Origin of the sequence: Streptomyces sp. NPDC002793 (assembly GCF_040295485.1) — a bacterium.
In the GTDB taxonomy this organism is placed as follows: Bacteria; Actinomycetota; Actinomycetes; order Streptomycetales; family Streptomycetaceae; genus Streptomyces.
Genome location: NZ_JBEOVL010000025.1, coordinates 1 through 26781, shown reverse-complemented (window position 1 = coordinate 26781; position 26781 = coordinate 1). Strand labels below are relative to the sequence as shown.

Genomic DNA, 26781 nt, shown 5'->3' with positions numbered 1-26781 from the left:
GCCTCTATTCCCCGGTCCACTCCGTACCCGGCAGCACCACGCCGAACAGGTCGGAGCGGCCCCGGGCAGATCGGTCCACCGTCACTCCCCCCGGGATGAGGTCTCATGAACCGGAACCGAGCCGTCGTCAGCGCCGTCACCGTGACCCTGCTATCAGCGGGCCTCGCCGTCGGCCCTGCAGCCGCTTACGCCTCCGAGGCGAAGGCGCGCGTCGAGGGCGACTGGGAGACCCAGACGATCGTCTTCACCGCCGCTGCGGGCCAGACCAACGACCTCAGCATCTACCCGATGTACACCAGCGACGGGATTCGCCGGATCGGCTTCAGGGACGTGGTCCCGCTGGAACCGGGCGAGCACTGCGCGTACTCCAGCGCCGAGGACACCACCGCCGTCGTCTGTGAACTCCCCGCCGACAGCGCACGGCCCGACGGGATCGACGTCTTTCTCGGCGACGGCGACGACACGATCGCCGCCTTCACGCCCGGAATGAACACGGTCAGCGGCGGCGCAGGCGACGACGAACTGCACGCCCACACCGCCCGCACGGTACTGGGCGACGCGGGGGACGACATGGTCATGGGGCCCGCGGCCCTGCACGGCGGGGATGGCATGGATCACCTGATGGGCGACAGCGAGAACCAGCGGATGTGGGGCGGCCGAGGCGACGACATGATCGAGGGCTATGGCGGTGACGACACCGTGTACGCCGGCTCCGGCGACGACCACGTCACGGGCGGGGACGGCCGGGACATCCTGCTCGGCGGCTCCGGCGACGACATGGTGCACGGGGAAGGCGGCGACGACTTCGTCTGTGGTGGCACCGGGAAGGACACCCTCGACGGCGGGGACGGTCGCGACATCGTCCTGCCGTAACCGCCGCTCTCTGCCCGAACGCTCCGAGGCACCGAAATTCGCGAAGGCTCCGGCCTGTGGCGCGAACAGCGACACGGGCGCTGAATCACCGCATGGTGACCCCGACTCGCAAAGACCCACCCGCTTCCTCTCGACAATGCCGCGACGGACTACCGGGACGTCGACGCATGGTCCTTCACCCACCAGTTCCTGGACGACGGTGACGACTCCAAGACCCTGTGGCTGTCGAAGGTCGTCCACGAGGGCCGGGTGGGTACCGCGGTCAAGGTGCCTCTCGTCGGAACTCTTCGGCGAGCAGATGGACAACCGGGCCGATGCGGTCGGCGACAACAGCGCGTCCTTCGAGCGGTCCCGGCTCGCCGCGGTGCTGAGTGAGACGGGCGCGCAGCTGGACGTCCATTACGCTCCGGTCGAGTGCACCGTGCCGACCCTGCCCGAGCCGGGCCCGTCGACCAAGCGCTGCTACCCGGTCAAGTGAGCCGCGCCGGCAGCGGCGACAAGATGGTCAGTGACCTGATACCGCAAGGGAAAAGGGTGGGGCACCCGTTTGAGTGAGGCACAGAATCCCAGGAAGAACGTCCTCTGGTCGAGCCCGCTGACCTTCCAGCTCTGGCTCTACGGCATCGGGCACTCCCAACTGTTCGTCCGTAGCCTGTCGGGCCAGGGGGGCAGGACGCGGAGCCGATCGGTATCCGGTTCGAGGCGGTGGAGAGGATGAACATCGGCCGCACGTTTCGTGGTCTCGACTTGGAGTCGGCCGACGACGCCCTTCTGGAGAAGATCGCGGCCACGGGTTGTCTCAGGCCGCGCCCGAATCCTCTGCTGGTGCTCGGACTGCGCAGTGAGGTTGCCGTGAGCTGGGTCGTCTGCTCGAAGGTGGCGGTCGGGGTGTCCCAAGCCCTCGACCGGCAAGCCGGATCCTCCCTCGAACCGGTCCACTTCGCCGCGCGGGCGAGGAGACCGGACTGAACTGATCCACCTGATGCGACCCTGGAGGACCGCCTTTTGCGAGGCGGTCCTCTTCGGTTTGGAGGCCGTCTCGGCATGGATGCCTGGGATGCCGACCGCGTTCCTTCTGGACTCCTTCGGCAGTGGGCCTTGGCTGTGGGACACGCCTGACGAGCTCCGGTTCGACCGGGAGAACCAGGAGCTGGTCGGTGCCGAGTTTCAGGTCGCCGGTGAGGCTGCCGACCCCGAGGACTCCGCCCGCCTTTCTGCGACCCCCACTGTCCGTCCGGGAGGTCTTCGCGCGGATCGACCGACCCCGCCCGTTACGTGACCACCGGGTTCGCCGCCCCCGGCTCCACCCGCCCCGTCCACCCGGCTCCTGTTCACCGCGTGTATGGATCTCGTGACCACGCCGTGGCTGGACGCGGTGCGGCGCCGTGATCCGGTCGCCGTGTCCGACCTGTGGGAGCTTGACCGCAGGCTGCGCGACCAGCGTGAGGACCGGAACCGGGCTGATGCTCTCCTCGCTTTGATCGGCGAACTGGTCGAGGACTACGGGACCCGGTGACGGTCGGCCTGTTCGACGTTCGGAAGCCGTCGCTCCTGGTTCAAAGTCCCAGAGAAGTTTCAGGGACTCCGTCACACCCGCCTCGACTCGCATTTGTGCAGGTCAGATGGGGCGTGACGATGCCATTAAGGCAACATCTCAAATGTCGCCGCTGTCCAGGATGGCCTTCACCTGCTTGGCGACGGCGGAGGCGTCCACACCTTGTGCACCGTCGGTCGAGCACGATGCCGAGGAGGTCCCGGCACCGATGCCGAGGATCGGCAGTGCCAGCAGGAGTGGTCCGGTGGCGCACAGACCGACGAGGGCTCCCGTCGTCTTCTTCACGGCCGCCGCCGTTCAGCGCGACGGCGGTGCGGACCATGCGACGGAGGTGGGTCGGGGCGCGGGTGTGTCAGGGCATGCTGCATCGCAGCGGCTCCTCGGTGTTCGAAGGAGACGCGGTGCCGACTTCTCGTGCAAAGCCGTCGGCACCGCGCCGATGTGCATCCGCCTCTCAGCGGGCCCGGGTCAGAGGAGTTGGTAGCTCCCGGACGCCGGTTTCAGGTCACGCGCGGCAGCCAGCCGCGCTCGTAATCTCAGGCAGTGCACGTGGGCCTCCTCATGGCGCTCGCGGGCAGATGGGCAACATGCCTCCGACGCTGCTCGATTGGACGGGACAGCACGGATAGGCACAGCTCAACGGGGGTGGAGCAAGGCTCCTTCCCGGTGGCACTGCGAGACGGTAGACCGGGATTCCGGCCGCGCCAAACGACTGCCATCCGGGGGCTTGAAGCAGGGAGCCACCTCGTTAGGTGCGGCCGAAATTCGCCGTTAACCTCCCCTGCAACCTCCCACCGGACGCGCGCCGTTGAGCGCTGCCCGGAGCAGGTCCAGACTCCGCCGCGCCCGAAGAGAGGCCCTCCCCATGAGCTACACGCTGCACCGAGGCGACGCCCTGACCGTCCTGAAGTCCCTCCCGAACGAGAGTGTCCAGGCGGTGATCACCGACCCGCCGTACAACTCCGGAGGTCGCACCAGCTCCGATCGAACCGGCCGTACCGCCCGTGCCAAGTACGTCACGAGTAACTCGGCGCACGACCTCGCCAACTTCCCGGGAGAGAACCGCGACCAGCGCTCCTACCGCTCCTGGCTCACCGAACTGCTCACCGAGGCGTACCGGGTCTCGACCGAGCACGCGGTCGCGATGGTCTTCACCGACACGCGACAGGAGCCGACCACCTCCGACGCACTGCAGATGGCGGGATGGACCTGGAGCGGCACGATTCCGTGGATCAAGCCGTCCAGCCGGCCCCGCAAGGAGGGCGGCTGGAGCCATCTCGTCTAACCGATGCACCAGCCGCCCCTCCTGTTACGTCAGGCCGCCTCGAACGCCCGCCGGATCAGCGGCGACGCCTTCTCCAAGTCCGCTGCCGAGACGACGCGGACCTCCAGGTCGCCGGTCCCGAGGTGTCCGATACCGCGCATGTCCCGGGTGAAGCCCTCCTCCAACTCGACCGTCTCCGGGTCGAGTCTGAGGTACACCAGGATCGCCTCGTGCTTCGGGCGGAAGATCACCGACGCCACGTTCACCAACCGCCGGTAGGCGATGTGGTGCCGCAGAGACGCCACCTCCACCTCGCCCCACGCCGTGTGCGCCTCGTCCAACTCCGCGTATAGGTCCCGCAGGCACTCCGGCACCGCTCCGCCACCCGCAGACGGAGAGACCACCGAAGCCGTGGGCACGCTGTCCACTACGGCGGCCCGCTCCCGACCCGGCGAGACGAGGCAGCACTCGGGAAGCCGGACGCGGAGTCCACGAGCAGCAGCCCCAGCAGGCCACCGTCGAAGATCCGGTAGCGCACCAGGTCGATCCGCTCGGGCAACCTCTGCACCGCCACCCGGTCGTGGTGCGAGAAGCCCGCTGCGATGCAGATCATCCGCGGACGACGCCAGTTGACGGACTCGGCGGCCTCTGCCCCCAGCACCTTCAGCACGAGCGCCTCGAACTCGTGGTGCGCCGACTCCAGCCAGGACAGGTAGGAGACGGCTTGCGACATCACCCCGCTGTCCGAGCCCTTTTTGAACTCGACTTTACCGACCGCAGGAGCTCGTGAACCGGCTCTGAACTGCGACGACTCATAGACTACATGTCCGCGACGGTGAGTTGGGGTTGTTGCTGTACCTCGCCTGGGTGGTCTCATGGGACGGCCCGTCCACCGGGACGGTGGACGGGCCGCGAGGTCGTCAGCCGGACAGGATCGGGTTGTTGGTCCCCTACTTGATGCGGTCGAGGAAGCCGAGCACCCGATGGTTGACCTGCTTTGCGGCCTGTTCGTCGTAGGACGGGAGGCTGCTGTCGGTGAACAGGTGCCTGTCGCCGGGGTAGAGGAACAACTCGGCATCCGTTGCCGTCTCGACGAGCGCGCGGGCGGCGTCCACGTCGCCCTCCCCGGCGAAGAACGGATCTGCGTCCATGCCGTGGATCTGGACCGCAACGTCCTGGGGCCAGGCGCTGCCGAACTCCGAGATCGGGACGCATGCCTCGAGCAGCAGTGCGCCCTTTGCGCCGGGGCGGGTCTGGGCCAGCTTCTGCGCTGGCAGGACGCCGAGCGAGAACCCGATGTAGACGAGCTCTGCAGGCAGTCCCTCGGCTGCGGCGGTTCCGCGCGCGGTGATCGTGTCGAGCCCGGTGTTCTCGGCGTAGCCGGCGCCCTCTTCGAGGCTGTCGAATACCTGCCCCTCGTATAGGTCTGGGGCGTGGGCGGTGTGTCCGGCCCGTCGCAGCTGCTCGGCGAACTCGCGAACGCCAGCGGTCAGCCCGTGTCCATGGTGGAAGACCAGCACCTCAGCCATATTGCTCCCCTCGTGCTGCGGTGCCCGGGTGGCGCCGCGGCACGAGTATGGCCCGCAGCGCTGACATCCGCGGGCTGCGGCCGGGCAGGATCAGGTCGGTGATCCCGGTTCGGTGAGGCGGGCTTCGAGGTAGGCGACTCGCCGGTCTTGGAAGCGCAGGTTCGAGCGGGCGGCCTTCAGTCGCTCGTCGAGGGTGCGGTTGTCGGTGGTGAGTTGCCGGACGCGTTGCTTGAGTGTGGTGTTCTCGGTGGTGATCCGGTGAATGGCCTCTTGGGTCCATTCTGCTTCCAAGTCGTGGATCTGGCCGAAGAGTGCACCAATGCGGTTGCGTTGGGTGAAGATCTCGGTGTGGGCGGCCTTGAGGGCGTCCTCGGCGTTCAGGGAACGTTCGCGCCAGGTCGCCTCGCGTCCGTCGTCCTGTTCAGCGAGTGTGCGGGGTTGGTGTTCGCTGGCCTGCGTCATCGCTGCGGTGAAGTTTCCCCGTGATCCTGGACACTCGTTCGTTATGCCGCGAGGGCATGTTGATGCCGTTGCCTGGTCTCGGCCGGGGTGAGGTAGCCGAAGATCTTGTGCTTGCGCAGGCGGCGGCGGTTGTAGAAGGTCTCGATGAAGTTGAAGACTTCGGCGCGGGCGGTGGCCCGGTCGGGCCAGGTCCGGGTTCCGATCTCTTCCTTGAGCAGAGCCCAAAATCTCTCTGCTGCGGCGTTGTCGAAACACGAACCGGTGCGTCCACAGCTCTGCCGTAGCCCCAACTCTATTATTTGTGCGCGGAATTGAGCCGAGGTGTACTCCTTGGACTCAACCGGTCGTCGCAACACCGGCTTCCTGGAGGGATAGTAGGTGCTCGTTGAGGGCTTCGGCTGGGGTCTTCCAGGCGGGGGTCTTGCGGGGGCGGTTGTTGAGGGTGAAGGCGACGGCCTGGAGCTCGTCGATGCCCCAGCGCGACAGGTCCGTGCCCTTCGGGAAGTACTGCCGCAGCAGACCGTTCGTGTTCTCGTTGGTGCCGCGCTGCCAGGGACTGTGGGGGTCGGCGAAGTAGACCTGGAGTCCGGCATCGGCGCGGAGCTGGGCGTGCTGGGCCAGTTCCGTGCCCCGGTCCCACGTCAGTGACCTGCGTAGTTGCTCGGGCAAGGTCGTGATGGTGGCGGTGATCGCGTCTTTCACGGCCTCGGCGCCGCGGCCGGCCAGCGCGGGCCCGTTCTTGGTGCGTGGTTCGGTGCCGAAGCCTTCCATCCGGGGCAGGTGCAGCAGCATGGTGAACCGCGTACTGCGCTCGACCAGCGTGCCGATCGCGGACCGGCCGGTGCCGATGATGAGGCCGCCCTCCCAGTGGCCTGGAACGGCACGGTCCTCGGCCTCGGCCGGCCGCTCGCTGATCAGCACGTCAGCGGTCACGTGGCCGCGGACGCTCTGCCTGGTGCGCTCCCGCGGGACACGCAGCGACCGTCCGGTGCGCAGGCAGGCGACGAGCTCACGCCTGAGGGCTCCGCGTCCCTGGACGTAAAGGGCCTGGTAGATCGCTTCCGGGGAGATGCGCATGGACACATCTTCGGGGAAGTCCACCGTGAGCCGCTTTGATATCTGTTCCGGGCTCCAGCAGGTCGCCCAGCGGCGGTCCTGACGGCGGGGCTTGTTCCTTCCCTGCCAGGGCGGCACCTGGGGACCCTCGACGACCCGGCCGTCCAGGGCGTGGACGACGTTCCCGGCCAGCCGGTCCTGCACATACGCGCGCAGTCGCCCATCGGCCACCAGCTTCGCCGGCTTCGGCCGCTGAGCCCGCCGCTCGGCATGCCATTGCGCCAGCGAGGCCCGGTACTCCGGGTGGTAACTCCGTGTGGAGGCGTTGCGCCTCAGCTCCCTCGAGATCGTGGACGGCGAACGCCCAAGACACCGCGCGATCGCACGGACCCCGAAGTCCCGCGCACGCAGCAAAGCAATCTCCTCCCGCTCAGCGAACGAGAGGTAACGGCCGGAGGCGGTCGGGGCGAGGCACGGATTCACCCCGACCAGCATGACGAAACCACCGCGACCCCACCGCAGGCGAGACCTCGATGACGGCGGCGGCATCCACCGAACTCAGCCCCCGCGCGATCGCCTTCCAGAACCTGACCCGGTCCTCACGCCAGGCAACGCTCGGCCGCCCTGGCGAGGGCATCTCCCCGCGATACTCACGCACCGCCCGCTGCCGATTCCCCACACCCATCACAAACCCCCAGCTCACGAAGGTGTTGCGACGACCGATTGAATCCGCCAGGTGCCCGTGGGGGTGGCAGATGGAACAGGCTCGTTCCCACTCAGCCCTGCGTACGAAGCGATTCGAAGAAATCATCGATCTCCAAAATTTCCGCATCGCTGAGATGGGGGACGCTCCACTGCATCCTCGCACCGTGCTCCATGAATCCAGAAGGGAGCCCCGTCCTGTAGGTCTCCACGTACTCGGCAGTGTCGCGACGCCAGTAGTAGGTGCCGTCACTGTGAAGGGCGGACCCACCCATCACGCCGAACTTTTTGCCCACGACATCCTCCGTATATCCCATGAGGGCGATGATCACGGGAGCTCTTCTCAGGTATTCCGCTACGCGCGAGCAGTCGTGTACGGGCATCTGTCCGGAGAGTTTCTTGATGCCCTCCGCATTAACGCTGAAGCGGGACTGGCTGGAGATACTGCTGAAAAACCCGAGAGGGGTGACCTGGCGCATGTGACGGCTTCCTGAGCAGGACCGCCTGAGGCGGTGATAGGTTTACTTATGCTGGTGCGTAAGAGTGCGCACGGCGTTTCGTTCCGGACGCACCCTTACGGATAATCCTGAGCTGTTTTCGGAGAATTCTACCTCGGGTCGCCCTGGCTCCCCTCAGGCCACTCGCGAACCTTTCCGGTCCGAGGGTGGAGATCTACCTGATGACCGCTCGCGTTTCTCACTTCCACGCCACCCAGAGCCTTGGAGAGTTCACCGGCCGCCTTGCAAGCGCCGTGACAGGTGACCAACTGAATGGGGCCTCCGTTGTAATGCGGATTTTCTCTGACCAGTTCGGCGATCTGCTGCGGGTGGGTTATCTTGCCGTCAACGATGAATTCTCCCTGTTCGTTGCCGTGCACAATGACGTCGTGCCCGTAGTCGCCCTTGGACCGCAGCAGATTCTGAATCGTGTTCGTATCGTCTCCGATTGCCGTGGCGGTCCTTGTGTAGCGGACGCTTCCGCCGGCCCAGGTGAACGACGAGGCAGGTGGAACCCCCATCACGGTGGCTCCAGCCGCACCACGAGGCGATGCCGCCGCCTTGCGCCACCCGGTCAGTCCTCCGAGTCCCGTGACGGCGAGCTGTTGGGTCAGCTCTTCGGCTGCTTCGGCGTAGAGGTCGGCGAGTGCGTCGCAGCCTTGTTGGCGGAGCATGTATTCGGCGCGGTAGAGGCGGTAGGCGGGGCGTACGGGGAGGTACTTGTCGAGGAAGGCGCCGGCGCCGCCGTTCTCGCCGGTGAAGGCGTCCTGCGCGTCACCGAGGAACACGAACGGTGACTTGACGACGTCGACGAAGGCGTCACCGAAGATGCCCAGCACGTCGCCGATGCCGTCGACGCTGTCGTTCGGGTCTTCGGGGGTCCGGCCGCTGGGGTCGGTGAGCAGGGTGGGCTTGTTGTCGGCGTAGGCGTACGGGGACACGCGGGGAGTCGAGGCACTGCGCGCAGCTGGGTCGGTGCTGGTGAAGCGGCCGGTGGCGGGGTTGTACTGGCGGGCGTGGAGGTCGATGTTGCCGGTGGTGGCCTCGTAGCGGGCGCCGGTGTAGGTGGGCGTGCTCGCGGGGGCGCCTCCGGTGACGGTGCCCAGGACGCGGGTGCCGTATGGGTCGTAGGCCCAGCGCTGGTGGAGGGTGCCGGTGCTACTGGTGACGTCGAGCGGGGAGCCCTGGGTGTCGTGGTGGTAGTAGAACACCGCACCCGCGCCGGTCTTGGTGGCTGCGGGCTGGCCGAGGGGGTCGTAGCGGTACGACTGCTTGACAGTCCAGGCGCTGTCGTACTCGGTAGCGAGGATCGGCAGGGGTGCGTTGGGGTCCCACTGGGTCCGGCTGGTGACCGCGCCGTCCTTGAGCGTGGCGACCTGGTTGCCGCTGGCGTCATGGTCGTAGGCGTAGTTGGCACCTGCGACGGTGGCGGCGGAGATCTGTCCGGCCAGGTCGTAGATGAAGGTGTCGGCGCCGGCCTTTGTCTGGTTGCCTTCCGCGTCGTACTCGTACGCGGTGGTGGTGGCCCCGGCGGTGGTGGAGGTGAGCTGGTCGGCAGCATCGTAGGCGTAGCTGGTGGACGTGGCGCCGAGGGTGGAGGTCAGACGGTTGCCGACCTTGTCATAGGTGTAGGACGTGGTGCGGGTCGCGGCGCAGCCGGTGACCCAGGGCTGGGGGTAGCAGCCGGCGGTGATGCGGCCCGCGGTGTCGTAGGTCTGGTCGTAGCCGCCGGTGCCGACTCCGGCCCGCGTGACGTCGACGCGGGTGGGCAGGCCGGCCGCCGAGAGGGTCAGGGCGGTCTTGGTGACTGTCGTGCCCGCCTTGGCGGAGGTGACGGCGGTGACGCGGCCCGCCCGGTCGTAGGTGCGTTCCTCGGTCTCCGTGTTGGGCAGTGCCGTCTTGGTGAGGTTGCCCGCCGCGTCGGAGGTGTAGGTGGTGGTGGCGCCGTCGGCCGTCATCGTGGCGGTGCGGCCGTCGTTGTCGTAGGTGTAGCCGACGGTGTTGCCGTCGGAGTACTTGCGGGTGAGCATCTGCCCGGCGGCGTCGTAGGTGTAGGCGAAACCGCGGGTCTTGGTGAGGTCGCCGACCGCGTTGTAGACGAAGTCCTCGGAGATCTTCGCGTTGGCGCGGGCGGTCATCTGCCCGGCGTCGTCGTAGCCGAGGGTGACGTCCGGCGTGGAGTCCGAGTAGTCGATCTTGGTGACCAGGCCGCGGACGTCATACGTCCGGGTGGTTGAGCCGCGGGGCGTCGTCACCTTTACCGGATTGCTGTCCGCGTCGTACGCGTACGTCGTCGCCCTGTCCAGGGGGTCGGTGACCGACGTCAGGCGGTGCGCGGCGTCATGACCGTAGGTGGTGACGTGGTTGTTGGCGTCGGTGCGACCGGTCATATTGCCGACCGCGTCGTAGCCGTAGGTGGTGGCCGCGCCGCCGGGGGCGGTGACGGTGGTCAGTTGGTCGAGCTTGTTGTAGCTGTAGGTGGTGGCGCGCTGGTCGGCGTCCGTGCTTCGGGTGACGTTGCCCGCGGCGTCGTACTCGGTTCTGGTCACGTTGCCGAGGGGGTCGGTGACGGTGGTCGGGTTGCCCGACGGGTCGTAGTCGTAGGTGGTGGTGTACTGGGCGGGGGAGGCGCCGGTGACGTTGCCTCGCGGGTCGACGGCGGTGGCCTGGCGGCCGTCGTCGTCGTAGGTCCAGCTTTCCTTGTTGCCCAGGGGCGAGGTGCTGCTGAGCAGGTTCCCGTCGGCGTCGTAGGTGTAGGTGCTGGTCTTGCTCAGCTGGTTGGTGCTGCTGGTCAGCCGATTGTTCTTGTCGTAGACCGAAAGGGTGGTCTTGCCTGCGGCGTCGGTGACCTTGGTGACGTTGTCGTTGGCGTCGTACGTGTAGGCGGTGGTGTGGCCCAGCTGGTTGGTGTTCACCAGCGGCCGGTTGATCGCGTCGTAGGTCGTGGTGGTGAACGCGCCGGTGGGGCCGGTGACCTTGGTGCTGTTGCCTGTGGCGTCGTAGGCGTAGTTGGTGGTGTGGGCGGCCGGGTCGTTGCCTGTGGCGTTGCCGCGCGGGGAGACGCTGGTGAGCAGGCGGCCCACCTTGTCGTAGGTGTAGGTGGTCTTGTTGCCGGCGGCGTCCGTCTCGGAGGCGAGGTGTCCGGCGGCGCTGTAGGTGCGGGTGACGAACTTGCCCGCCGGGTCTGTCGTTCGCGTCAGGTGCCCGACATCGTCGTAGGCGAATGCCGTGGTGTCGCCCTCAGGGTTCTTCGCGGTGAGGAGCTGCTCCGCGCCGTTGTACGTGTAGGCCGTGGTACGGCCCAGTGGGTCGGTGGCCGAGCTGAGTAGACCTCGCCCGTCGTAGGCGTACGTCGTCGTGAAGGCGGCGGGGTCAGCGCCGGTGACGTTGCCGCGCGGGTCCGTCTTGGTCAGGATCCGCCCGGCCGCGTCGTAGGTGAACGTCGCCTTCTCACCCAGGGGCGTGGTCACCGACGTGCGGTTCCCGGCCGTGTCGTAGCCGTAGGTGGTGACCTTGCCCCGTGGCGTCTTTACGGTCTGGATGGCGCCGAGCGTCGTGTACGTGTAGACGGTGGTGCCGCCGAGCGGGTCGGTGGTTGTCGTCAGCTGGTTGGACGTGTTGTACGCGTACGTGGTCTTGTTGCTGCGGCCGTCGGTGTGGCTGGTGATGTTGCCCGACGCGTCGTACGTCCAGATCTCCTTGTAGCCGAGCCCTGAGGGCGAACTGCGCGTCAGCATCCGGCCGGCGCTGTCGTACGTCATCGACGTGGTGTGGCCGCGTTGGTCGGTGATGCCCACGGGCCGCAGATTGCGGTCGTAGTCGTAGGTGATGCTCTTGCCGTACGGGTCGATGGTCGACATGAGGACGTTGCCGGAGTACACGTCGGTCCACACGCCGCCGTCGGGCGCCGTGGTGTGCGACTCGCGACGGCCGTCCCAGGTGAAGGTGGTCGTCTTGGTGTTCTGGTCGGTCTGGGAAGTGATCCGGCCTGCGGTGTCGTAGGTGTTGCTGACCTTGCCGCCTGCGGGGTCGGTGTAGGACGACAGCCGCTCGTTCGCGTCATACGTGTAGGAAGAGGTCTTTCCGGCGGGGTCGGTCACCGAGGTCAGCAGACCACCGGTGTAGCCGTAGGACACCGAGGTCGTGTCCGGCAGGGCCACCTTGGTCAGCAGCCCGTCCGCGCCGACCGTGAGGGTCGTCGTGCGTCCGGCGGCGTCCTTGACGGAGGCGAGCTTGCCGGACACGTACGTCAGGTTCAGCCCCTTCCCTGCCTTGTCCACGACGGAAACGAGCTGACCACCGCTGGTGAAGGTCCGCTTGGTGTGGTCGGGCGTGGTCAGCATGTAGTCGCTAGTGCCTTTGACCAGCTTGGCTGCCGACCCGGCCGGGGCTTTGTACGTCCCGTCGCCGTTCTGCGTGAACACGAACGACGCCCCGTCGTCCGCCCGGTAGGTGACCTTTCCCGTCGCAACCGTGAGCTTCGAGTCGAACGGTGTCGCCCAGCCGCCTCCCAGCAGGCCCGCTGCGGTCGAGTCGGAACGGTAGGTGCGTTCCAGGGCGAGGGGCACACCTGGGCCGACCAGGGAGGCGTCGGTGAGCTGTTCGAAGAACATGCCGGTCGCCGTGTTGACCGGGTCGGCACGGTGGGCTTGGGCGTAGCAGGTGCAGATGCCCGCCTGCGCTCCGGGAATGTCGGGCGTGTAGAAGGCTTCCACCAGGGGAGAGGTGGTTCCGCCCGGACTCGACGACCCGTCCGTGCCGGTGAGGAAGATCCAGGCGTAGTACTTCTTGCCGTCCTCGAGATGCCCCCCGAGCGTGCTGCCGCTCCACCAGAAGCACTGGTCGGCGGGGTAGGAGTTGCCCGACCACCATCCGTAGCACCAGGCACCGTTGTCGAGGTAGCGGCCCGAAGGGTCACCTGTGGAGCGCTTGATCTCCTGCTGGAGGACGAAGTTCCCGGCCTCGTCGCGGACGTAGAGCCACATCCCGGATACCGAGGAAGCCGTCGTGCCCGTTGGTAGCTGCAGTTGCCCGCCGATCGACAACATCGCCGGGTAAGCAGTGGCGTACGCGCTGACCCATGGGGGATTCCCTGTTGCCTGTGTGCCGAACGGAGTTGCCGATCTGTTTGCGGCCGGGCCTCGGTCGGCTGGTTCGGTGGGGCGGGGGTGCGGTGTGCCGGACGGCTTTTCTGCGCGCGGGGCGATGTAGTTGTGCATGGGCGACAGCTCGCCCCGGTCCCGCTTCACCTGCTGGCGTCTCTCGGCCAGCGTCATGGCCTTGGGCGGCTTCGGGAGGTCCGAAGCGGTTCTCGCCGCGGCCGTCCGTATGGCAGCCGATGGGGGTATGGAGGTCTGTTGGCCTCCGGGAGATGCCCAGGAGGGGATGACCCCTGCGACAGCCAGGAGAGCCAGAGCCAGGAGTGTCGTGAGGAGTCTTCGCGCTTGTGTGCGCACAGTGCATCACCCGTGAGTAAGTCGTGAAAAGAGTCTGGGTGATGCTTGATCCAAAAGTGGATCGAACTAACGCACGGCGGCGGATGGGGCTGGATCCAGACGTGTCGCGCCGAACGGTGCCCGGAGTGTCCCCTGGTCGCGCGGTCGGCCAGTCGCCTCGGGATGGGCGATTGGCGTGAACACGCCGCCCTGCCCTGGAGGCGGTAGTTGAACACCCGGAGGGCAGTCGGCCAAGCCTTGGTTTCTGTTTGGAGGCCAGCGTGATTGTGGCGACTGTGGGGGAGTGAAGGTGCGCCTCGTTCGCGGACCTTGCTTGCTGTCGACGTGCGGGAGTGGAGCCTTCAGTGGCGCTGTTGGCTTCGCGGACCATGATCGGCCGGGTGCTGGCCACTGTCGTCGGTGACGCCCTCGACCGAGGGTCGGCGCCTACCTCGCGGCCCGGCGGGAGGCGGCCGAGGACAGGGCCGGACCGCACCGAACCATGGCCTTTGACGGCAGGCGCTGAAGGGGTCGGCCTATCTGGCCGCTACCCACAGGCGCCTGCTTTCCGCGGTCACCCACCATCGCGTCGTAACCTCGCCCAGGCGGAGGCCGGGCCGGGAATGGGGTTCTCCCGGTACGGCGCGAAGTCGTTGGCGTCCGTGCCAGAGAAGTTCCTCCGCGCGGGTGCGGAGTGTCGTCGGCCGGCGGGCATGGCCCATGACGTTGTCCGGACAGATGGCGGGGCATGACAGATGAGCTGGCGTCCGGAGCCGACGGGGGCGGACCCGATGGGTGACATGGCTTTGGCAGCCTGTTCGCCGGCTGTCGGTGTCGACGCTCCAGGTAGCCACACGTAGGACGGCGAGCTGAGAAATGGACTCTGACCTGGGCTTTTCCATCAAGCGCTCAGGCCGACATGTTTGCGATGGCTCATCGCGTGAAGAGCCCGGTGCGCGGAGGCCATCGCTCCTGGTTCAAAGTCCCAGAAAAGTCCCAGGGACTCCGTCACACCCCGCCTCGACTCGCATTTGTGCAGGTCAGAAGGGGTGTGGCGGTGCCATTTTTGCAGGCTTTCAGATGTCCCGGAAGATCTCGATCTGCGCCCCCACCGAGTTCAGCCGCTCCGCCAGCTCCTCGTACCCCCGGTTGATCACGTACACGTTCCGCAGGACCGACGTGCCCTCGGCCGCCATCATCGCGAGCAGTACCACCACTGCGGGACGCAACGCCGGCGGGCACATCATCTCGGCGGCGCGCCAGCGGGTGGGGCCCTCGACCAGGACGCGGTGCGGGTCGAGGAGCTGGAGCCTGCCGCCGAGGCGGTTGAGGTCGGTGAGGTAGATCGCGCGGTTGTCGTAGACCCAGTCGTGGATCAGGGTCTTGCCGTGCGCGGCGGCAGCGATGGCCGCGAAGAACGGCACGTTGTCGATGTTCAGCCCGGGGAAGGGCATCGGGTGGATCTTGTCGATGGGTGCCTCCAGCTTGGAGGGGCGGACCGTCAGGTCCACCAGCCGGGTACGGCCGTTGTCGGCGGGGTACTCCGACGTGCGGTCGCAGTCGACACCCATCTCCTCCAGGACCGCGAGCTCGATCTCCAGGAACTCGATCGGGACGCGTCGGATCGTCAGTTCGGACTCCGTCACCACTGCGGCGGCCAGCAGGCTCATCGCCTCGACCGGGTCCTCGGAGGGGGAGTAGTCGACGTCCACGTCGATCTCCGGCACCCCGTGCACCGTGAGGGTCGTCGTCCCGACGCCGTCGACGCGCACGCCGAGCGCCTCCAGGAAGAAGCACAGGTCCTGGACCATGTAGTTGGAGGACGCGTTACGGATGACCGTCGTGCCGTCGTGCCGGGCCGCGGCCAGCAGGGCGTTCTCGGTCACCGTGTCGCCGCGCTCGGTCAGGACGATGGGGCGGTCCGGCCGCACCTCGTGGTCGACCTGGGCATGATAGAGCCCGTCGGTCGCCGCGATCTCCAGGCCGAAGCGGCGCAGCGCGATCATGTGCGGCTCGATCGTGCGCGTGCCGAGGTCGCAGCCGCCGGCGTACGGCAGCGTGAAGCGGTCCGTGCGGTGCAGCAGCGGGCCGAGGAACATGATGATGGAGCGGGTCCGGCGGGCGGCGTCCGCGTCGATGGCCTCCAGCTCGAGCCGGTCGGGCGGCAGGATCTCGAGGTCGACACCCTCGTTGATCCAACGGGTGCGCACGCCGATGGAGTTGAGGACCTCCAGGAGCCGGAAGACCTCCTCGATGCGGGCCACCCGGCGCAGCACCGTGCGGCCCTTGTTGAGCAGCGAGCCGCAGAGCAGGGCCACGCAGGCGTTCTTGCTCGTCTTGACGTCGATGGAGCCCGAGAGCCGACGGCCGCCGACCACACGCAGATGCATGGGTCCGGCGTAGCCGAGCGATACGATCTCGCTGTCGAGCGCTTCGCCGATGCGGGCGATCATCTCAAGGCTGATGTTCTGGTTGCCGCGCTCGATGCGATTGACGGCGCTCTGACTCGTGGCGAGCGCCTCGGCGAGCTGGCTCTGTGTCCAGCCACGATGCTGACGGGCGTCACGGATGAGCTTGCCGATGCGGGCGAGGTAGTCGTCTTCCATGCGTGAAAGCTATCTCAGATATGAGATGAACAACGAGCCGGGGGTGTGGGGTTCGGGTGACGTTTCGGGTGCCCGGCCGTAGGTGGGCCCTGTCTGAAGGGTCAGGCGTGCCCGACGGCCCGGCGTGCGGAGTTCCGCCGAACGGGTGAGGTCAGCCGCGACGGCGACGCGTCGTCCTGCGCCAGCCGAAGGGGCCCGGCAGGTCCATCGACGTCGTGCGCCGGCCCGTGCTGCTCGTGGTGCGCTTCGGGCCGCGCGGTCCGCCGGTCGTGACGGACCATGAACGGCGGTTGATGTTCAACCGGACGCCCGGAAGGATCCGGAAGCTCTTGCGGAAGGTGAGCGGCGTCTGTGCCTCCTCTGTCAGGGGTACGCGTATCCCGAAGAGGCCGGGTCATGCGTGCAGGCGTACACCCGCACTGCCGCGGGTGAGATCGCCGCGTGGCGCCGGGACCGGCCCCCGCAGGGCGTTGGCGAGGGGGGCCGACACGACCCATCCCGTGGCCTCGTACAGGGCCCGCCCCTCCGCCGTCGAGGCCAGCAGGCCGACTGTCGCGCCCTGTCGGCGGCCGCGTCGGTGAGCGTACGCATGATCAGACGGCCGAGACCGCGGCGCCGGTGGGCGGGGTGGGTCCTCACCCGGTCGACGACGGCGGTGGCGCCGGTGACGGCCGTCTGGCCGCGTGCGGCAGGGGTGCCGTCGGCGCCGCTCACCCGGGCGTGGGTGACGCCGTCGCGGGTCCAGGTGCGGAGCCGGTAGTCGTCGGGGAGTGGGGTCACCAGGGCGCGCGTGGGGTGGAGCGGGGTGGACATCAGGTGGCCGGGTTCGCCGGGGAGGGTCCAGCCGGGCGCGATCCAGGACGCGAGCGACTCCGCCCGCACGAAGGCCTTCAGCCAGACGCCGGACCCGGTGGCGCTTCCCGTGATCTCCCGCACGGTCGCCGCGTCGGCGGTGGGCAGGACGTGGCTCATGACGTGTCCGGGGAGGCCGATGTGCACGGTGAAGCCCCAGGGCGCGGAGTCCGGTTCGGCTGCTCCTCGCGAGAGGGCCCAGCCGTGGACCCACGCCCGTACGGCCTCGGTGGTGTCGGTGAAGTGCACGGCGCCTTCCCGGGCGGGTGGTCGTCATCGATCTGTGCTGTCCCGGGCACGCCGGGGGCGGGTCGCGGTCATGCGCCGTCGTCGTGCGGCACAGGAACACGGGCGCCCGGGCATGACCGCGCGGCGGTGATGTACTAGAGTTATCTCGACATCGAGATATCTGCCGAGGCGCACCGCAGCCGCCGCTCGGTAAGGGTTACCTAACTAATCCTTACCTTAGCGGATGGTGGGGGCCGCAGGCGGCGCCGGCCGCACATGAGGCGCGGCGCGGTTGAACGCGCACATTGAAGAAGGAGACTGTCGTGTCGGCGAACAGCTTCGACGCCCGCAGCACGCTGCGCGTGGGCGACGAGTCGTACGAGATCTTCAAGCTGGACAAGGTCGAGGGCTCCGCGCGCCTCCCTTACAGCCTGAAGGTGCTGCTGGAGAACCTGCTCCGAACCGAGGACGGCGCGAACATCACCGCCGACCACATCCGGGCGCTGGGCGGATGGAACTCCCAGGCCCAGCCCAGCCAGGAGATCCAGTTCACGCCGGCTCGCGTGATCATGCAGGACTTCACGGGCGTCCCCTGTGTCGTGGACCTCGCCACCATGCGTGAGGCCGTCAAGGAGCTCGGCGGCGACGCCACGAAGATCAACCCGCTGGCCCCGGCCGAGCTGGTCATCGACCACTCCGTCATCGCCGACAAGTTCGGCACCAACGACGCGTTCGCGCAGAACGTCGAGCTGGAGTACGGCCGCAACAAGGAGCGCTACCAGTTCCTGCGCTGGGGCCAGACCGCCTTCGACGAGTTCAAGGTCGTCCCCCCGGGCACCGGCATCGTCCACCAGGTCAACATCGAGCACCTGGCCCGCACCGTCATGGTCCGTAACGGCCAGGCGTACCCCGACACCCTCGTCGGCACCGACTCGCACACCACCATGGTCAACGGCCTCGGCGTGCTGGGCTGGGGCGTCGGCGGCATCGAGGCCGAGGCCGCGATGCTCGGCCAGCCGGTCTCCATGCTCATCCCGCGCGTCGTCGGCTTCAAGCTGACCGGCGAGCTCCCGGCCGGCACCACCGCCACCGACCTCGTGCTGACCATCACCGAGATGCTCCGCAAGCACGGCGTCGTCGGCAAGTTCGTCGAGTTCTACGGTGAGGGCGTCGCCGCCACCTCCCTCGCGAACCGCGCCACCATCGGCAACATGTCGCCGGAGTTCGGCTCCACCGCCGCGATCTTCCCGATCGACGACGAGACGCTGAAGTACCTCCGCCTGACCGGCCGCGACGCCCAGCAGGTCGCGCTCGTCGAGGCGTACGCCAAGGAGCAGGGCCTCTGGCTCGACCCGGCCGCCGAGCCGGACTTCTCCGAGAAGCTGGAGCTCGACCTCTCCACGGTCGTCCCCTCCATCGCCGGCCCGAAGCGCCCGCAGGACCGCATCGTCCTCGCGAACGCCAAGGCGCAGTTCGCCCAGGACGTACGCAACTACGTCGCCGACGACGAGGAGGCGGGCAAGGAGTCCTTCCCGGCCTCCGACTCCCCGGCCGCCGCCAACGGCGTCCCGTCGAACCCGGTCACCGTGACCGCCCCCGACGGCACGACGTACGAGCTCGACCACGGCGCCGTCACCGTCGCCGCGATCACCTCCTGCACCAACACCTCGAACCCGTACGTCATGGTCGCCGCGGCGCTCGTGGCGAAGAAGGCGGTCGAGAGGGGCCTGACCCGCAAGCCGTGGGTCAAGACCACCCTCGCCCCGGGCTCCAAGGTCGTCACCGACTACTTCGACAAGGCGGGCCTGACCCCCTACCTCGACAAGGTCGGCTTCAACCTCGTCGGCTACGGCTGCACCACCTGCATCGGCAACTCCGGCCCGCTGCCGGAAGAGGTCTCCAAGGCGGTCAACGACCACGACCTGGCCGTCACCTCGGTGCTCTCCGGCAACCGTAACTTCGAGGGCCGGATCAACCCCGACGTCAAGATGAACTACCTGGCGTCCCCGCCGCTGGTCGTCGCGTACGCCATCGCCGGTTCGATGAAGGTCGACATCACCAAGGACGCCCTCGGCGTCGACCAGGACGGCAAGCCCGTCTTCCTCCAGGACATCTGGCCCTCCGAGGCCGAGGTCAACGATGTCGTCGCCAACTCCATCGGCGAGGACATGTTCAACAAGTCCTACCAGGACGTCTTCGCGGGCGACGCCCAGTGGCAGGCCCTGTCGATCCCCACCGGCAACACCTTCGAGTGGGACTCCGAGTCCACCTACGTGCGCAAGCCCCCGTACTTCGAGGGCATGACGATGGAGACGACCCCGGTCGAGGACATCACCGGCGCCCGGGTGCTCGCCAAGCTCGGCGACTCGGTCACCACCGACCACATCTCCCCGGCCGGTGCGATCAAGGCCGACACCCCGGCCGGCAAGTACCTCACGGAGCACGGCATCGAGCGCCGTGACTTCAACTCCTACGGCTCGCGCCGTGGTAACCACGAGGTCATGATCCGCGGCACGTTCGCCAACATCCGCCTGCGCAACCAGATCGCGCCGGGCACCGAGGGCGGCTTCACCCGCGACTTCACGCAGGCCGACGCCCCCGTGTCGTTCATCTACGACGCCTCGCAGAACTACCAGGCCGCGGGCACCCCGCTCGTCATCCTGGCGGGCAAGGAGTACGGCTCCGGCTCGTCCCGTGACTGGGCGGCCAAGGGCACCGCGCTCCTGGGCGTCAAGGCCGTCATCGCCGAGTCCTACGAGCGCATCCACCGCTCGAACCTCATCGGCATGGGCGTCCTCCCGCTCCAGTTCCCGGAGGGCCACACCGCCGAGTCCCTCGGCCTGACCGGCGAGGAGTCCTTCTCCTTCACCGGCGTGACCGAGCTGAACAACGGCACCACCCCCACCACCGTCAAGGTCACCACCGACACCGGCGTGGAGTTCGACGGCGTCGTCCGCATCGACACGCCCGGTGAGGCGGACTACTACCGCAACGGCGGCATCCTGCAGTACGTGCTCCGCAGCCTGATCCGCAAGTAGAGCAAGCAGGGCAAGTAGAGGCACCGCGAAGTGAGCGAGGGCCGCACCCCTGGGTGCGGCCCTTCGCCTTTGCCCCGCTGCTACGGTCGACGGTGGAGCGGGGGGCGACCATGGGCAGTGTGGGCAGGGGCGAGGACGGGGTGCTCGAACCGCGTCTACGGCTGGGCGAGGTCGTGGTGCGCGGGGCGGGGTACGGACTGGGGGCGGCGGCCTGCCCGGTCGTCGCCGCGTTCGTCCTCCGGGAACACGACGACCGTGTCGACCTCCTGGAGGCGACCACCTTCCTGGGCTTCCTGGCCGGCACGGTCCTCCTGCTGACCGGGCTCTTCCTCTGGGCGTGCGGCTCCGGGGAGGTCCTGCGATGGCGCGACTTCCCCACCACCGGCTCCCGCTACGACGCGGTTTCCGTCGTCGCGCCGTTCCTGGTGCGCACGGGCGTCTTCCTGCTGGTGCCCGTTCCGGTGGCCTTCGGTCTGGGCGAGCTCGTCGCGTCGGCCGCCGAAGGCTCCTGGCTGTGGGGTGCCTGACCTGTCCGAACCCGGTCCTGACCGGCGTTCCCACCGCTGGTGGGGGCGCACATCGCTTAGGCTCGTAGCCTCATGAAGAACACCCTCACCTCGCCGGCCGCCAAGGCCGGACACGAGTCAGTGCGGCGCCACAACCTGAGCCTGGTCCTGCGGACCGTCCGCGACGAGGGCGAGGTCACCCGGGCCCGGGTGGCGAGCCTCGTGGGGCTGACCAGGGCTGCCGTCTCCTCGCTCGTCGAGGAGCTGCTCGCGCTGAACTGTCTGAGCGAGTCGGGGAAGACCTCCGGCGGCGGTGCCGGGCGCCCCGGCACCGTGCTGAAGCTCTCCCGGACCGGCCCGGCGGGGCTCGGGGTGGAGATCAACATCGACTACGTCTCCGTGTGCGCCGTGGACCTCACCGGCACCGACCGGGTCCGGGTCACCGAGCACACCGACCACCGGAACATTCCGCCCGCTGAGGTCCTGGCGCACGCCGCCCGGCTCACCAACCGGGTCATCGCCTCGACCGCGGAGCAGGAACTGCGTGTGGTCGGCGTGGAGTTGGCCCTGCCCGGCCTGGTCTCCGGCGGTGTCGTCCGGCAGGCCCCCAACCTCGGCTGGAGCAGGGTCGCCGCCGAGGGCATCTTCGGGCAGGCACTCAGCACCCTGCGCCCGGCCGGGCGGGCCCTGGCCGTCGGCTCCGACAACGAGGCCAACCTGGCGGCCCTGGCCGAGCTGTTGTTCGGCGGCCTCGGCGGCGTACGCACCTTCCTCTATCTCACCGGTGAGATCGGCGTGGGCGGCGCGCTCGTGGTGAACGGTGAGATGCACCGGGGAGCCCACGGGTTCGCCGGAGAGATCGGGCACGTCGTCGTCGACCCGCAGGGACCGCTCTGCCGGTGCGGCGCGCACGGCTGCCTGGAGCAGTACGCCGGCCGGGCCGCCCTGCTGAGGGCAGCCGGGATCGATCCGGACACCGGCGTACGCGGGATAGGGGAGCTGGAGCAGCGGGCCGCGGCGGGGGAGGAGCGGGCCGTCACCGCGTTGAGCGAAGCCGGGGACCGGATGGGCGTGGTCCTGGCCGGAGCGGTGAACCTCTTCGACCCCGAGGCCGTCGTCCTCGGCGGGATCTACCGCAACCTCATGCCCTGGCTGGAGAGGTCGGCGGACGCCCAGCTCACCGCCCGGGTGGTGTCGGGCCGCTGGCACGAGAACGGCAGCCGGCTGCGGGCCTCGTCCGTCTCGGGTGACGCGGCGCGGGGAGCGGCGGCCCGGGTCGTGCACGAAGTGCTGGAGAACCCGGGGGCGTACGCCCTGCGGTGACCGTCCGGCTCCGCGTCCGGGGCGCACGGAGGGTTCGCACGCCGAGTGTCGCTGCCTCGCCCGTCCCCCGAACGCACGCGGGGGCGTACGCGTCGTGGTGCACGCGTACGCCCCCGGTCCGCAAACAGGCGATCAGGCCTTGTGGGCCGCGATCAGCTGCTGATACCAGCGGTAGCTGTCCTTCGGGGTGCGCTCCAGGGTGTCGTAGTCGACCCGGATGATCCCGAACCGCTTCGCATAGCCCAGCGCCCACTCGAAGTTGTCCAGCAGCGACCACACGTAGTAGCCGCGCACGTCGACCCCGGCGTCCATCGCCGCCCGGAGCGCGGTCAGGTGGGTGCGCAGGTACTCCACCCGGTCGGCGTCGTGCACGGAGCCGTCGGCCTCGACGCTGTCGAACTCCGCCGAGCCGTTCTCCGTGATGTGCACCGGCGGCAGGGCGTCGCCGTACGTCTGCTTCAGCACGGTCAGCAGGTCGGTGAAGGACTCCGGGACGACCGGCCAGCCCATGGCCGTCCTGCGGACGTCCGGGTAGCTGCCCTCCGCGTACCGGTTGTCCGTGGCCACCCGCAGCGCCGGGTCCGCCTCGCGGTGCGGGGCGGCGGCGACGACGATCGGCCGGTAGTAGTTGATGCCCAGGAAGTCCATCGGCTGGGAGATCAGCTCCAGGTCGCCCTCGCGGCGGAAGTCCTGGCCGGTGATGAGCTCGCCCCAGGTCTCCTCCTCGGTGGCCGGGTAGCGGCCCGCGAGGAGCGGCTCGGTCCACACCAGGTTGTGCTGGGTGTCCGCGCGGACGACCGCGGCGAGGTCGGCGTCCGACTCCGTGGCCGGGACGTTGCGGTCCAGGTTCAGCGTGATGCCCGCCTCGCGGACGCCCGCCGCGCGCAGCGCGTTCATCGCGTGGCCGTGGCCGACCAGCAGGTGGTGAGCGGCGGCCAGCGCCCCACGGCCCTCCTTGGCGCCCGGCGCGTGCCGGCCCACGGAGTAGCCGAGGAAAGCGCTGCACCAGGGCTCGTTGAGGGTGATCCAGCGCGGCACCCGGTCGCCGAGGTGCTCGGCCATGATCGCGGTGTACTCGCCGAAGCGCTCGGCGGTCTCGCGCACCCGCCAGCCGCCCTTGTCCTCCAGGGCCTGCGGCAGGTCCCAGTGGTAGAGGGTGGCGGCCGGCTCGATGCCCGCCTCCAGGAGCGAGTCGACGAGCCGGGAGTAGAAGTCCAGCCCCTTCGGGTTGACCGCACCGCTGCCGGTGGCCTGGATCCGGGACCAGGCGATGGAGAAGCGGTACGACTCCACGCCCAGGTCGCGCAGCAGGGCCACGTCCTCCGGGTAGCGGTGGTAGTGGTCGCAGGCCACGTCACCCGTGTCGCCGCCGTCCGTCCTGCCGGGCGTGTGGCTGTAGGTGTCCCAGATGGACGGCCCGCGGCCGTCTTCATCCACGGCGCCCTCGATCTGGTACGAGGCCGTGGCCGCGCCGAAGACGAAACCGGGCGGGAAGACCGGGAAGTCACTCATGAAAACCCTTACTTGACCGAGCCGCCGGTGATCCCGGCGGCGATGTACTTCTGGGACAGGACGAGGAGAACGGCCGCGGGCACGGCCGAGAGCACGGAGGCGGCCATCACGGAACCCCAGTCGCCGACGTGCGCGCCGATGTACTGGTAGATGCCCAGCGTGATCGGCTTGACGGCGTCCGTGGTGTTCAGCGTGAGCGCGAACATGAAGTCGCTCCACGCGTAGAGGAAGGAGAACAGCCCCGCCGTGATCAGCGAGTTGCGGCTCATCGGCAGGACGACCTGGATGAACGTACGGATGCGGCCGGCGCCGTCGACCTCTGCGGCCTCGATGACCTCGCGCGGGATGGACACCATGAACGAGCGCATCAGCACGATCGCGAAGGGGATGCCCAGGGAGGCGTCCGCCAGCATCAGGCCGAAGTAGGAGTTGACCAGGCCGAGGTCCACGTACGCGCTGTACAGGGCGTTCGCGATGACGATGCCCGGAACCATCTGCGTGATGAGCGTGCCGAAGACGATCGTCTTGCCGCCGCGCAGATTGAACTGCGCCAGGCCGTACGCCGCCGGAGCGGAGATCGCCAGACAGATGGCCACCGCGCCGAGCGCCACGGCCAGCGAGGTCAGCAGGTTGCCGCCCTGCTCGGTGATGGCGGAGGTGAAGCCGGAGAAGTCGATGCCTGTCGGGACGGGGCCCACGTCGACCAGGCTCGCGTCCGGCTGCAGCGCGGTGTTGATCATCCAGTACAGCGGGAACAGCATCACCGCGAGGACGACGACGCCGAAGACGGTCGCACCCCAGCGGCGCTTCGGCCGGTGGAGGGCGGGAGCCGGGGCGGCGGGGATCTGGGTGGTGGTCGCCATGCCGGTCACTTCCCCTCGTTGCGGTTGACCCGCAGGTAGAACACCGCGAAGACGGCGGAGATCAGGATCAGGATGTTGCCGACCACGGCACCGGCCCCGAAGTCCATCTGGACGAAGGAGTTCTGGTACGTGAGCGTGCCGAGCGTCTGGGTGGAGTCGGCGGGCCCGCCGTCGGTGAGGGCGAGGACCAGGTCGAGGATCTTCACCGTGGACATGAAGCCGAGCACCAGCACGACGGTGATGACGGGCTTGAGCATCGGCAGGGTGACCGACCGGAACGTACGCCAGGCGGACGCGCCGTCGAGCGCGGCGGCCTCGTTCAGCTCCTTGGGGACCTCCTGGAGGCCACCGTAGAGGATCACCATGTTGAAGGGGATGCCGATCCAGATGTTCACCAGGATCACCGAGACCAGGGCCATGCTGGTGCTCGTCAGCCACGGGGTGTCACCGGGGAGGCCGACGGTGCCCAGGAAGGAGTTGAGGACACCGGTGTCCTGGTCGAAGATGCGCCGCCACACGATGCCGGAGACGACCATCGGGACGAGCCACGGCAGCAGGATCAGGGAGCGCAGGATCCCGTTCAGCGGGAAGCGGCGGGTGAAGAAGACGGCGAGGGCCAGGCCGATGCAGAACTGCCCGACGAGCGATCCGATCGTGAAGAGGATCGTCTGCCACAGGGCCTTGCCGAACAGCCCGTCGCTGAAGACGTTGCTCCAGTTGTCGAAGCCGTTGAACGGGGCCTCGCCGGTGAAGAAGGTGGACGGCGAGTAGTCCTGGAAGCTCATCACGATGTTGCGGACGAGCGGGTAGCCGAAGAACAGCGCCATGAAGATCACGGCGGGGGCGATGAACCCCCACTGGGCGAGCGACTTGCGCCGCTTGGCGCTCCGCGGGTTCACGGGCTTCTTGGCCGCACCGGCCGCGGGGGCCTTCGGGTCGGCCGGCGGCGCGGCGGCTGAGGCTGTGGTGGATGACATGGTTCGTTACCTCAGTTCCCGCTCGTGACCTGCTGCTGGGCACGCTTCAGTGCGGCCTCGCTGGACGCGCCGGTGAGCGCGGACTGGAAGGCGCTCTGCAGGGCCAGCGACACGGACGACCACTGGGCGCCGACCTTCGCGGTGCGCGAACGGGCCGTGGAGACCTGTCCGGCCAGGGCCGCCAGCTCCGGGGCCTTCTTACGCCACTCGGCGGCGGCCTTCGTGTTGGCCGGGACCATCCAGCTGTTCAGGGCGTAGGTGATCTGCTCCTGCTCGCCCGACATGCAGCCGATGATCTTGGAGGCCGTCTTCTCGCGCTCGGTGTCACCGGTGTTGGGCACGGTGAGCACACCGCCGCCCAGCGGACCGACCGAGTCGTCGCCCGCCTCGGGGACGGGGATCTCGGCGATGCCCCAGTTGAGCCCCTTCTTCGCGTTCAGGGTCTCGACCTGCCACGGGCCGTTGATCATCATGGCCGCGTTGCCCGCCATGAACTGGTCGTTCACATCGGCCTGGGTCCAGTTGACCGTGGACTTGGAGAGCGAGCCGTCCTTCAGGAGGGCCTTCCAGTAGTCCAGGGCCTCGGCGACCTCCGGGGTGTCGAGCTTCGACTCGTCACCGCCGTTGGACCACATGAATGGCGTGAACTGGAAGACGCCGTCCTCCGCGCCGCCCGCGCTGAGTGCCAGACCGTACCGCTTGCCCTGGGTCAGCTTCTCGGCCGTCGACCGCATCTCGGCCCAGGTGGTGGGCACCTCGAGGCCGGCCTTGTCGAGGGTGTCCTTGTTGTAGAACAGCGCCAGGGTGTTCACCGTGCGCGCGGCCCCGTAGTACTCCCCGTCGAACGAACCGAAGTCGACGATCCCCTCGGGGATGTCCTTCGTGGTCAGCCCGAGGTCCTTCAGCGGGATCAGCCCGTCCGCCTCGGCGAACGTCGGCATCTCGGAGGCGTCCAGCTGGAGGACGTCCGGCAGCGACTTCGAGGACGCCATGCGCAGCGCCTTGGTCATCAGCTGCGCGGCAGGCACGCTCTGCTGCTCGATGGTGACCCCGAGCTCCTTGCTGCAGCGCTTGAGCGTGTCCCCGTCCCAGCGGTGGTACGACTCGTCGGTCGAGGAGTTCATGACGGTGTAGACGTCGTCGTCACGCTGCTGGGCGCATCCGGACAGGACGCTGCCCGCGACGATCGCGGAGACGACAGTGAGGGGGACGACGATCCGCCTGGTGCGGCGGCTGCGGCGTCGGATCCGCCCGTCCGGGGAAAGTTCTGTCACGGTGGTGCCCTTGCGGTAAGAGGGTGGCCGGCGCCCATGGGAACGCTCCCACGGGGTGGTGTCAAGCCCCTGCGCGGATCCGGCGGTGTCACGGCGGGGAGGCGCCGGGGCGCCCGGTGTGGGCCGGGCGTCCCGGGGGGTGGGTCAGCGGACGTTGAGGAGGTGTTCCATGGCGAGCTGGTCGAGGGCTTCGAAGGCCATGGAGCGTTCGGCGGCGGTGGTGGCGTCG

21 protein-coding genes and 3 pseudogenes are annotated in these 26781 nt (G+C 68.4%); 8 read left to right on the top strand and 16 right to left on the bottom strand.

What is annotated here, in order from left to right; genetic code table 11:
• The first annotated feature begins 105 nt into the window (after window positions 1-105).
• The 4 genes from ABT001_RS23340 to ABT001_RS23325 all read left to right on the top strand — a co-directional run bounded on the left by ABT001_RS23340 (window position 106) and on the right by ABT001_RS23325 (window position 2389).
• Complete coding sequence (locus tag ABT001_RS23340; protein ID WP_351280694.1) at window positions 106-873, top strand: calcium-binding protein; 768 nt, start codon at window positions 106-108, stop codon at window positions 871-873.
• A 298-nt stretch (window positions 874-1171) separates the two neighbouring features.
• Window positions 1172-1351, top strand: a complete 180-nt coding sequence (locus ABT001_RS23335; RefSeq protein ID WP_351280692.1) for a hypothetical protein — start codon at window positions 1172-1174, stop codon at window positions 1349-1351.
• Window positions 1352-1587: 236 nt separating this feature from the next.
• Complete coding sequence (locus ABT001_RS23330; protein WP_351280689.1) at window positions 1588-1842, top strand: hypothetical protein; 255 nt, start codon at window positions 1588-1590, stop codon at window positions 1840-1842.
• A 373-nt stretch (window positions 1843-2215) separates the two neighbouring features.
• The gene (locus tag ABT001_RS23325) at window positions 2216-2389 is read left to right on the top strand and encodes a hypothetical protein (RefSeq protein WP_351280687.1); all 174 of its coding nucleotides are present in this window, start codon (window positions 2216-2218) and stop codon (window positions 2387-2389) included.
• Window positions 2390-2533: 144 nt separating this feature from the next.
• Here the strand turns inward: ABT001_RS23325 and ABT001_RS23320 are convergent.
• A pseudogene (locus tag ABT001_RS23320) lies at window positions 2534-2713 on the bottom strand (hypothetical protein); the annotation flags it as partial.
• Window positions 2714-3293: 580 nt separating this feature from the next.
• Here ABT001_RS23320 and ABT001_RS23315 point away from each other — a divergent pair.
• A pseudogene (locus ABT001_RS23315) lies at window positions 3294-3692 on the top strand (DNA methyltransferase); the annotation flags it as partial.
• A gap of 50 nt (window positions 3693-3742) precedes the next feature.
• On the opposite strand, the gene ABT001_RS36115 reads toward ABT001_RS23315, so the two are convergent.
• From ABT001_RS36115 to ABT001_RS23265, 11 genes and pseudogenes are all read right to left on the bottom strand, one after another.
• On the bottom strand, window positions 3743-4111 hold the full coding sequence (locus ABT001_RS36115) for a hypothetical protein (RefSeq protein WP_502967511.1): 369 nt from the start codon (window positions 4109-4111) through the stop codon (window positions 3743-3745).
• 8 nt (window positions 4112-4119) lie between these two features.
• The gene (locus ABT001_RS36110; protein ID WP_502967510.1) at window positions 4120-4425 is read right to left on the bottom strand and encodes a hypothetical protein; all 306 of its coding nucleotides are present in this window, start codon (window positions 4423-4425) and stop codon (window positions 4120-4122) included.
• A 217-nt stretch (window positions 4426-4642) separates the two neighbouring features.
• The gene (locus tag ABT001_RS23305; protein ID WP_351280683.1) at window positions 4643-5221 is read right to left on the bottom strand and encodes a dienelactone hydrolase family protein; all 579 of its coding nucleotides are present in this window, start codon (window positions 5219-5221) and stop codon (window positions 4643-4645) included.
• Between the two features lie 90 nt (window positions 5222-5311).
• The gene (locus tag ABT001_RS23300; protein WP_351280680.1) at window positions 5312-5683 is read right to left on the bottom strand and encodes a hypothetical protein; all 372 of its coding nucleotides are present in this window, start codon (window positions 5681-5683) and stop codon (window positions 5312-5314) included.
• 41 nt (window positions 5684-5724) lie between these two features.
• Window positions 5725-6036 carry an integrase core domain-containing protein gene (locus ABT001_RS23295; RefSeq protein WP_351280677.1) on the bottom strand — a complete coding sequence of 104 codons (312 nt, stop codon included), beginning with the start codon at window positions 6034-6036 and terminating at the stop codon, window positions 5725-5727.
• Window positions 6020-7424: pseudogene (locus ABT001_RS23290) on the bottom strand (IS30 family transposase). The gene ABT001_RS23295 and the pseudogene ABT001_RS23290 overlap by 17 nt, the downstream one beginning before the upstream one ends.
• A 91-nt stretch (window positions 7425-7515) precedes the next feature.
• Window positions 7516-7920, bottom strand: a complete 405-nt coding sequence (locus ABT001_RS23285) for a hypothetical protein (RefSeq protein WP_056791702.1) — start codon at window positions 7918-7920, stop codon at window positions 7516-7518.
• Between the two features lie 128 nt (window positions 7921-8048).
• Window positions 8049-13214, bottom strand: coding sequence for a DUF6531 domain-containing protein (locus ABT001_RS23280; protein ID WP_351280675.1), 5166 nt, complete (start codon window positions 13212-13214; stop codon window positions 8049-8051).
• A gap of 1235 nt (window positions 13215-14449) precedes the next feature.
• A complete protein-coding gene (locus ABT001_RS23275; RefSeq protein ID WP_351280673.1) occupies window positions 14450-15979 on the bottom strand; it encodes a helix-turn-helix domain-containing protein in 1530 nt (509 codons plus the stop codon).
• 151 nt (window positions 15980-16130) lie between these two features.
• Window positions 16131-16346, bottom strand: a complete 216-nt coding sequence (locus ABT001_RS23270) for a DUF4236 domain-containing protein (RefSeq protein ID WP_351280838.1) — start codon at window positions 16344-16346, stop codon at window positions 16131-16133.
• Window positions 16343-17080, bottom strand: a complete 738-nt coding sequence (locus tag ABT001_RS23265; RefSeq protein ID WP_351280670.1) for a GNAT family N-acetyltransferase — start codon at window positions 17078-17080, stop codon at window positions 16343-16345. The genes ABT001_RS23270 and ABT001_RS23265 overlap by 4 nt, the downstream gene beginning before the upstream one ends.
• Before the next feature lie 302 nt (window positions 17081-17382).
• Here ABT001_RS23265 and acnA point away from each other — a divergent pair, with 302 nt between their 5' ends.
• From acnA to ABT001_RS23250, 3 genes are all read left to right on the top strand, one after another.
• Window positions 17383-20097: an aconitate hydratase AcnA gene (acnA, locus tag ABT001_RS23260; RefSeq protein ID WP_351280667.1), complete on the top strand. Its 2715-nt coding sequence runs from the start codon at window positions 17383-17385 to the stop codon at window positions 20095-20097.
• Window positions 20098-20207: 110 nt separating this feature from the next.
• Window positions 20208-20624: a DUF6336 family protein gene (locus ABT001_RS23255; RefSeq protein WP_351280664.1), complete on the top strand. Its 417-nt coding sequence runs from the start codon at window positions 20208-20210 to the stop codon at window positions 20622-20624.
• 72 nt (window positions 20625-20696) lie between these two features.
• Complete coding sequence (locus ABT001_RS23250; protein WP_351280662.1) at window positions 20697-21926, top strand: ROK family protein; 1230 nt, start codon at window positions 20697-20699, stop codon at window positions 21924-21926.
• Window positions 21927-22058: 132 nt separating this feature from the next.
• On the opposite strand, the gene ABT001_RS23245 is transcribed toward ABT001_RS23250, so the two are convergent.
• The 4 genes from ABT001_RS23245 to ABT001_RS23230 are packed head-to-tail and all read right to left on the bottom strand — an operon-like array spanning window position 22059 to window position 26552.
• Window positions 22059-23438 (bottom strand): GH1 family beta-glucosidase, encoded by a 1380-nt coding sequence (locus ABT001_RS23245; protein ID WP_351280659.1) that lies wholly within the window; start codon window positions 23436-23438, stop codon window positions 22059-22061.
• A gap of 8 nt (window positions 23439-23446) precedes the next feature.
• Window positions 23447-24301: a carbohydrate ABC transporter permease gene (locus tag ABT001_RS23240; RefSeq protein WP_351280656.1), complete on the bottom strand. Its 855-nt coding sequence runs from the start codon at window positions 24299-24301 to the stop codon at window positions 23447-23449.
• A 5-nt stretch (window positions 24302-24306) separates the two neighbouring features.
• A complete protein-coding gene (locus ABT001_RS23235; protein WP_351280653.1) occupies window positions 24307-25278 on the bottom strand; it encodes a carbohydrate ABC transporter permease in 972 nt (323 codons plus the stop codon).
• An 11-nt stretch (window positions 25279-25289) separates the two neighbouring features.
• Complete coding sequence (locus tag ABT001_RS23230) at window positions 25290-26552, bottom strand: ABC transporter substrate-binding protein (RefSeq protein ID WP_351280651.1); 1263 nt, start codon at window positions 26550-26552, stop codon at window positions 25290-25292.
• Between the last annotated feature and the right edge of the window lie 229 nt (window positions 26553-26781).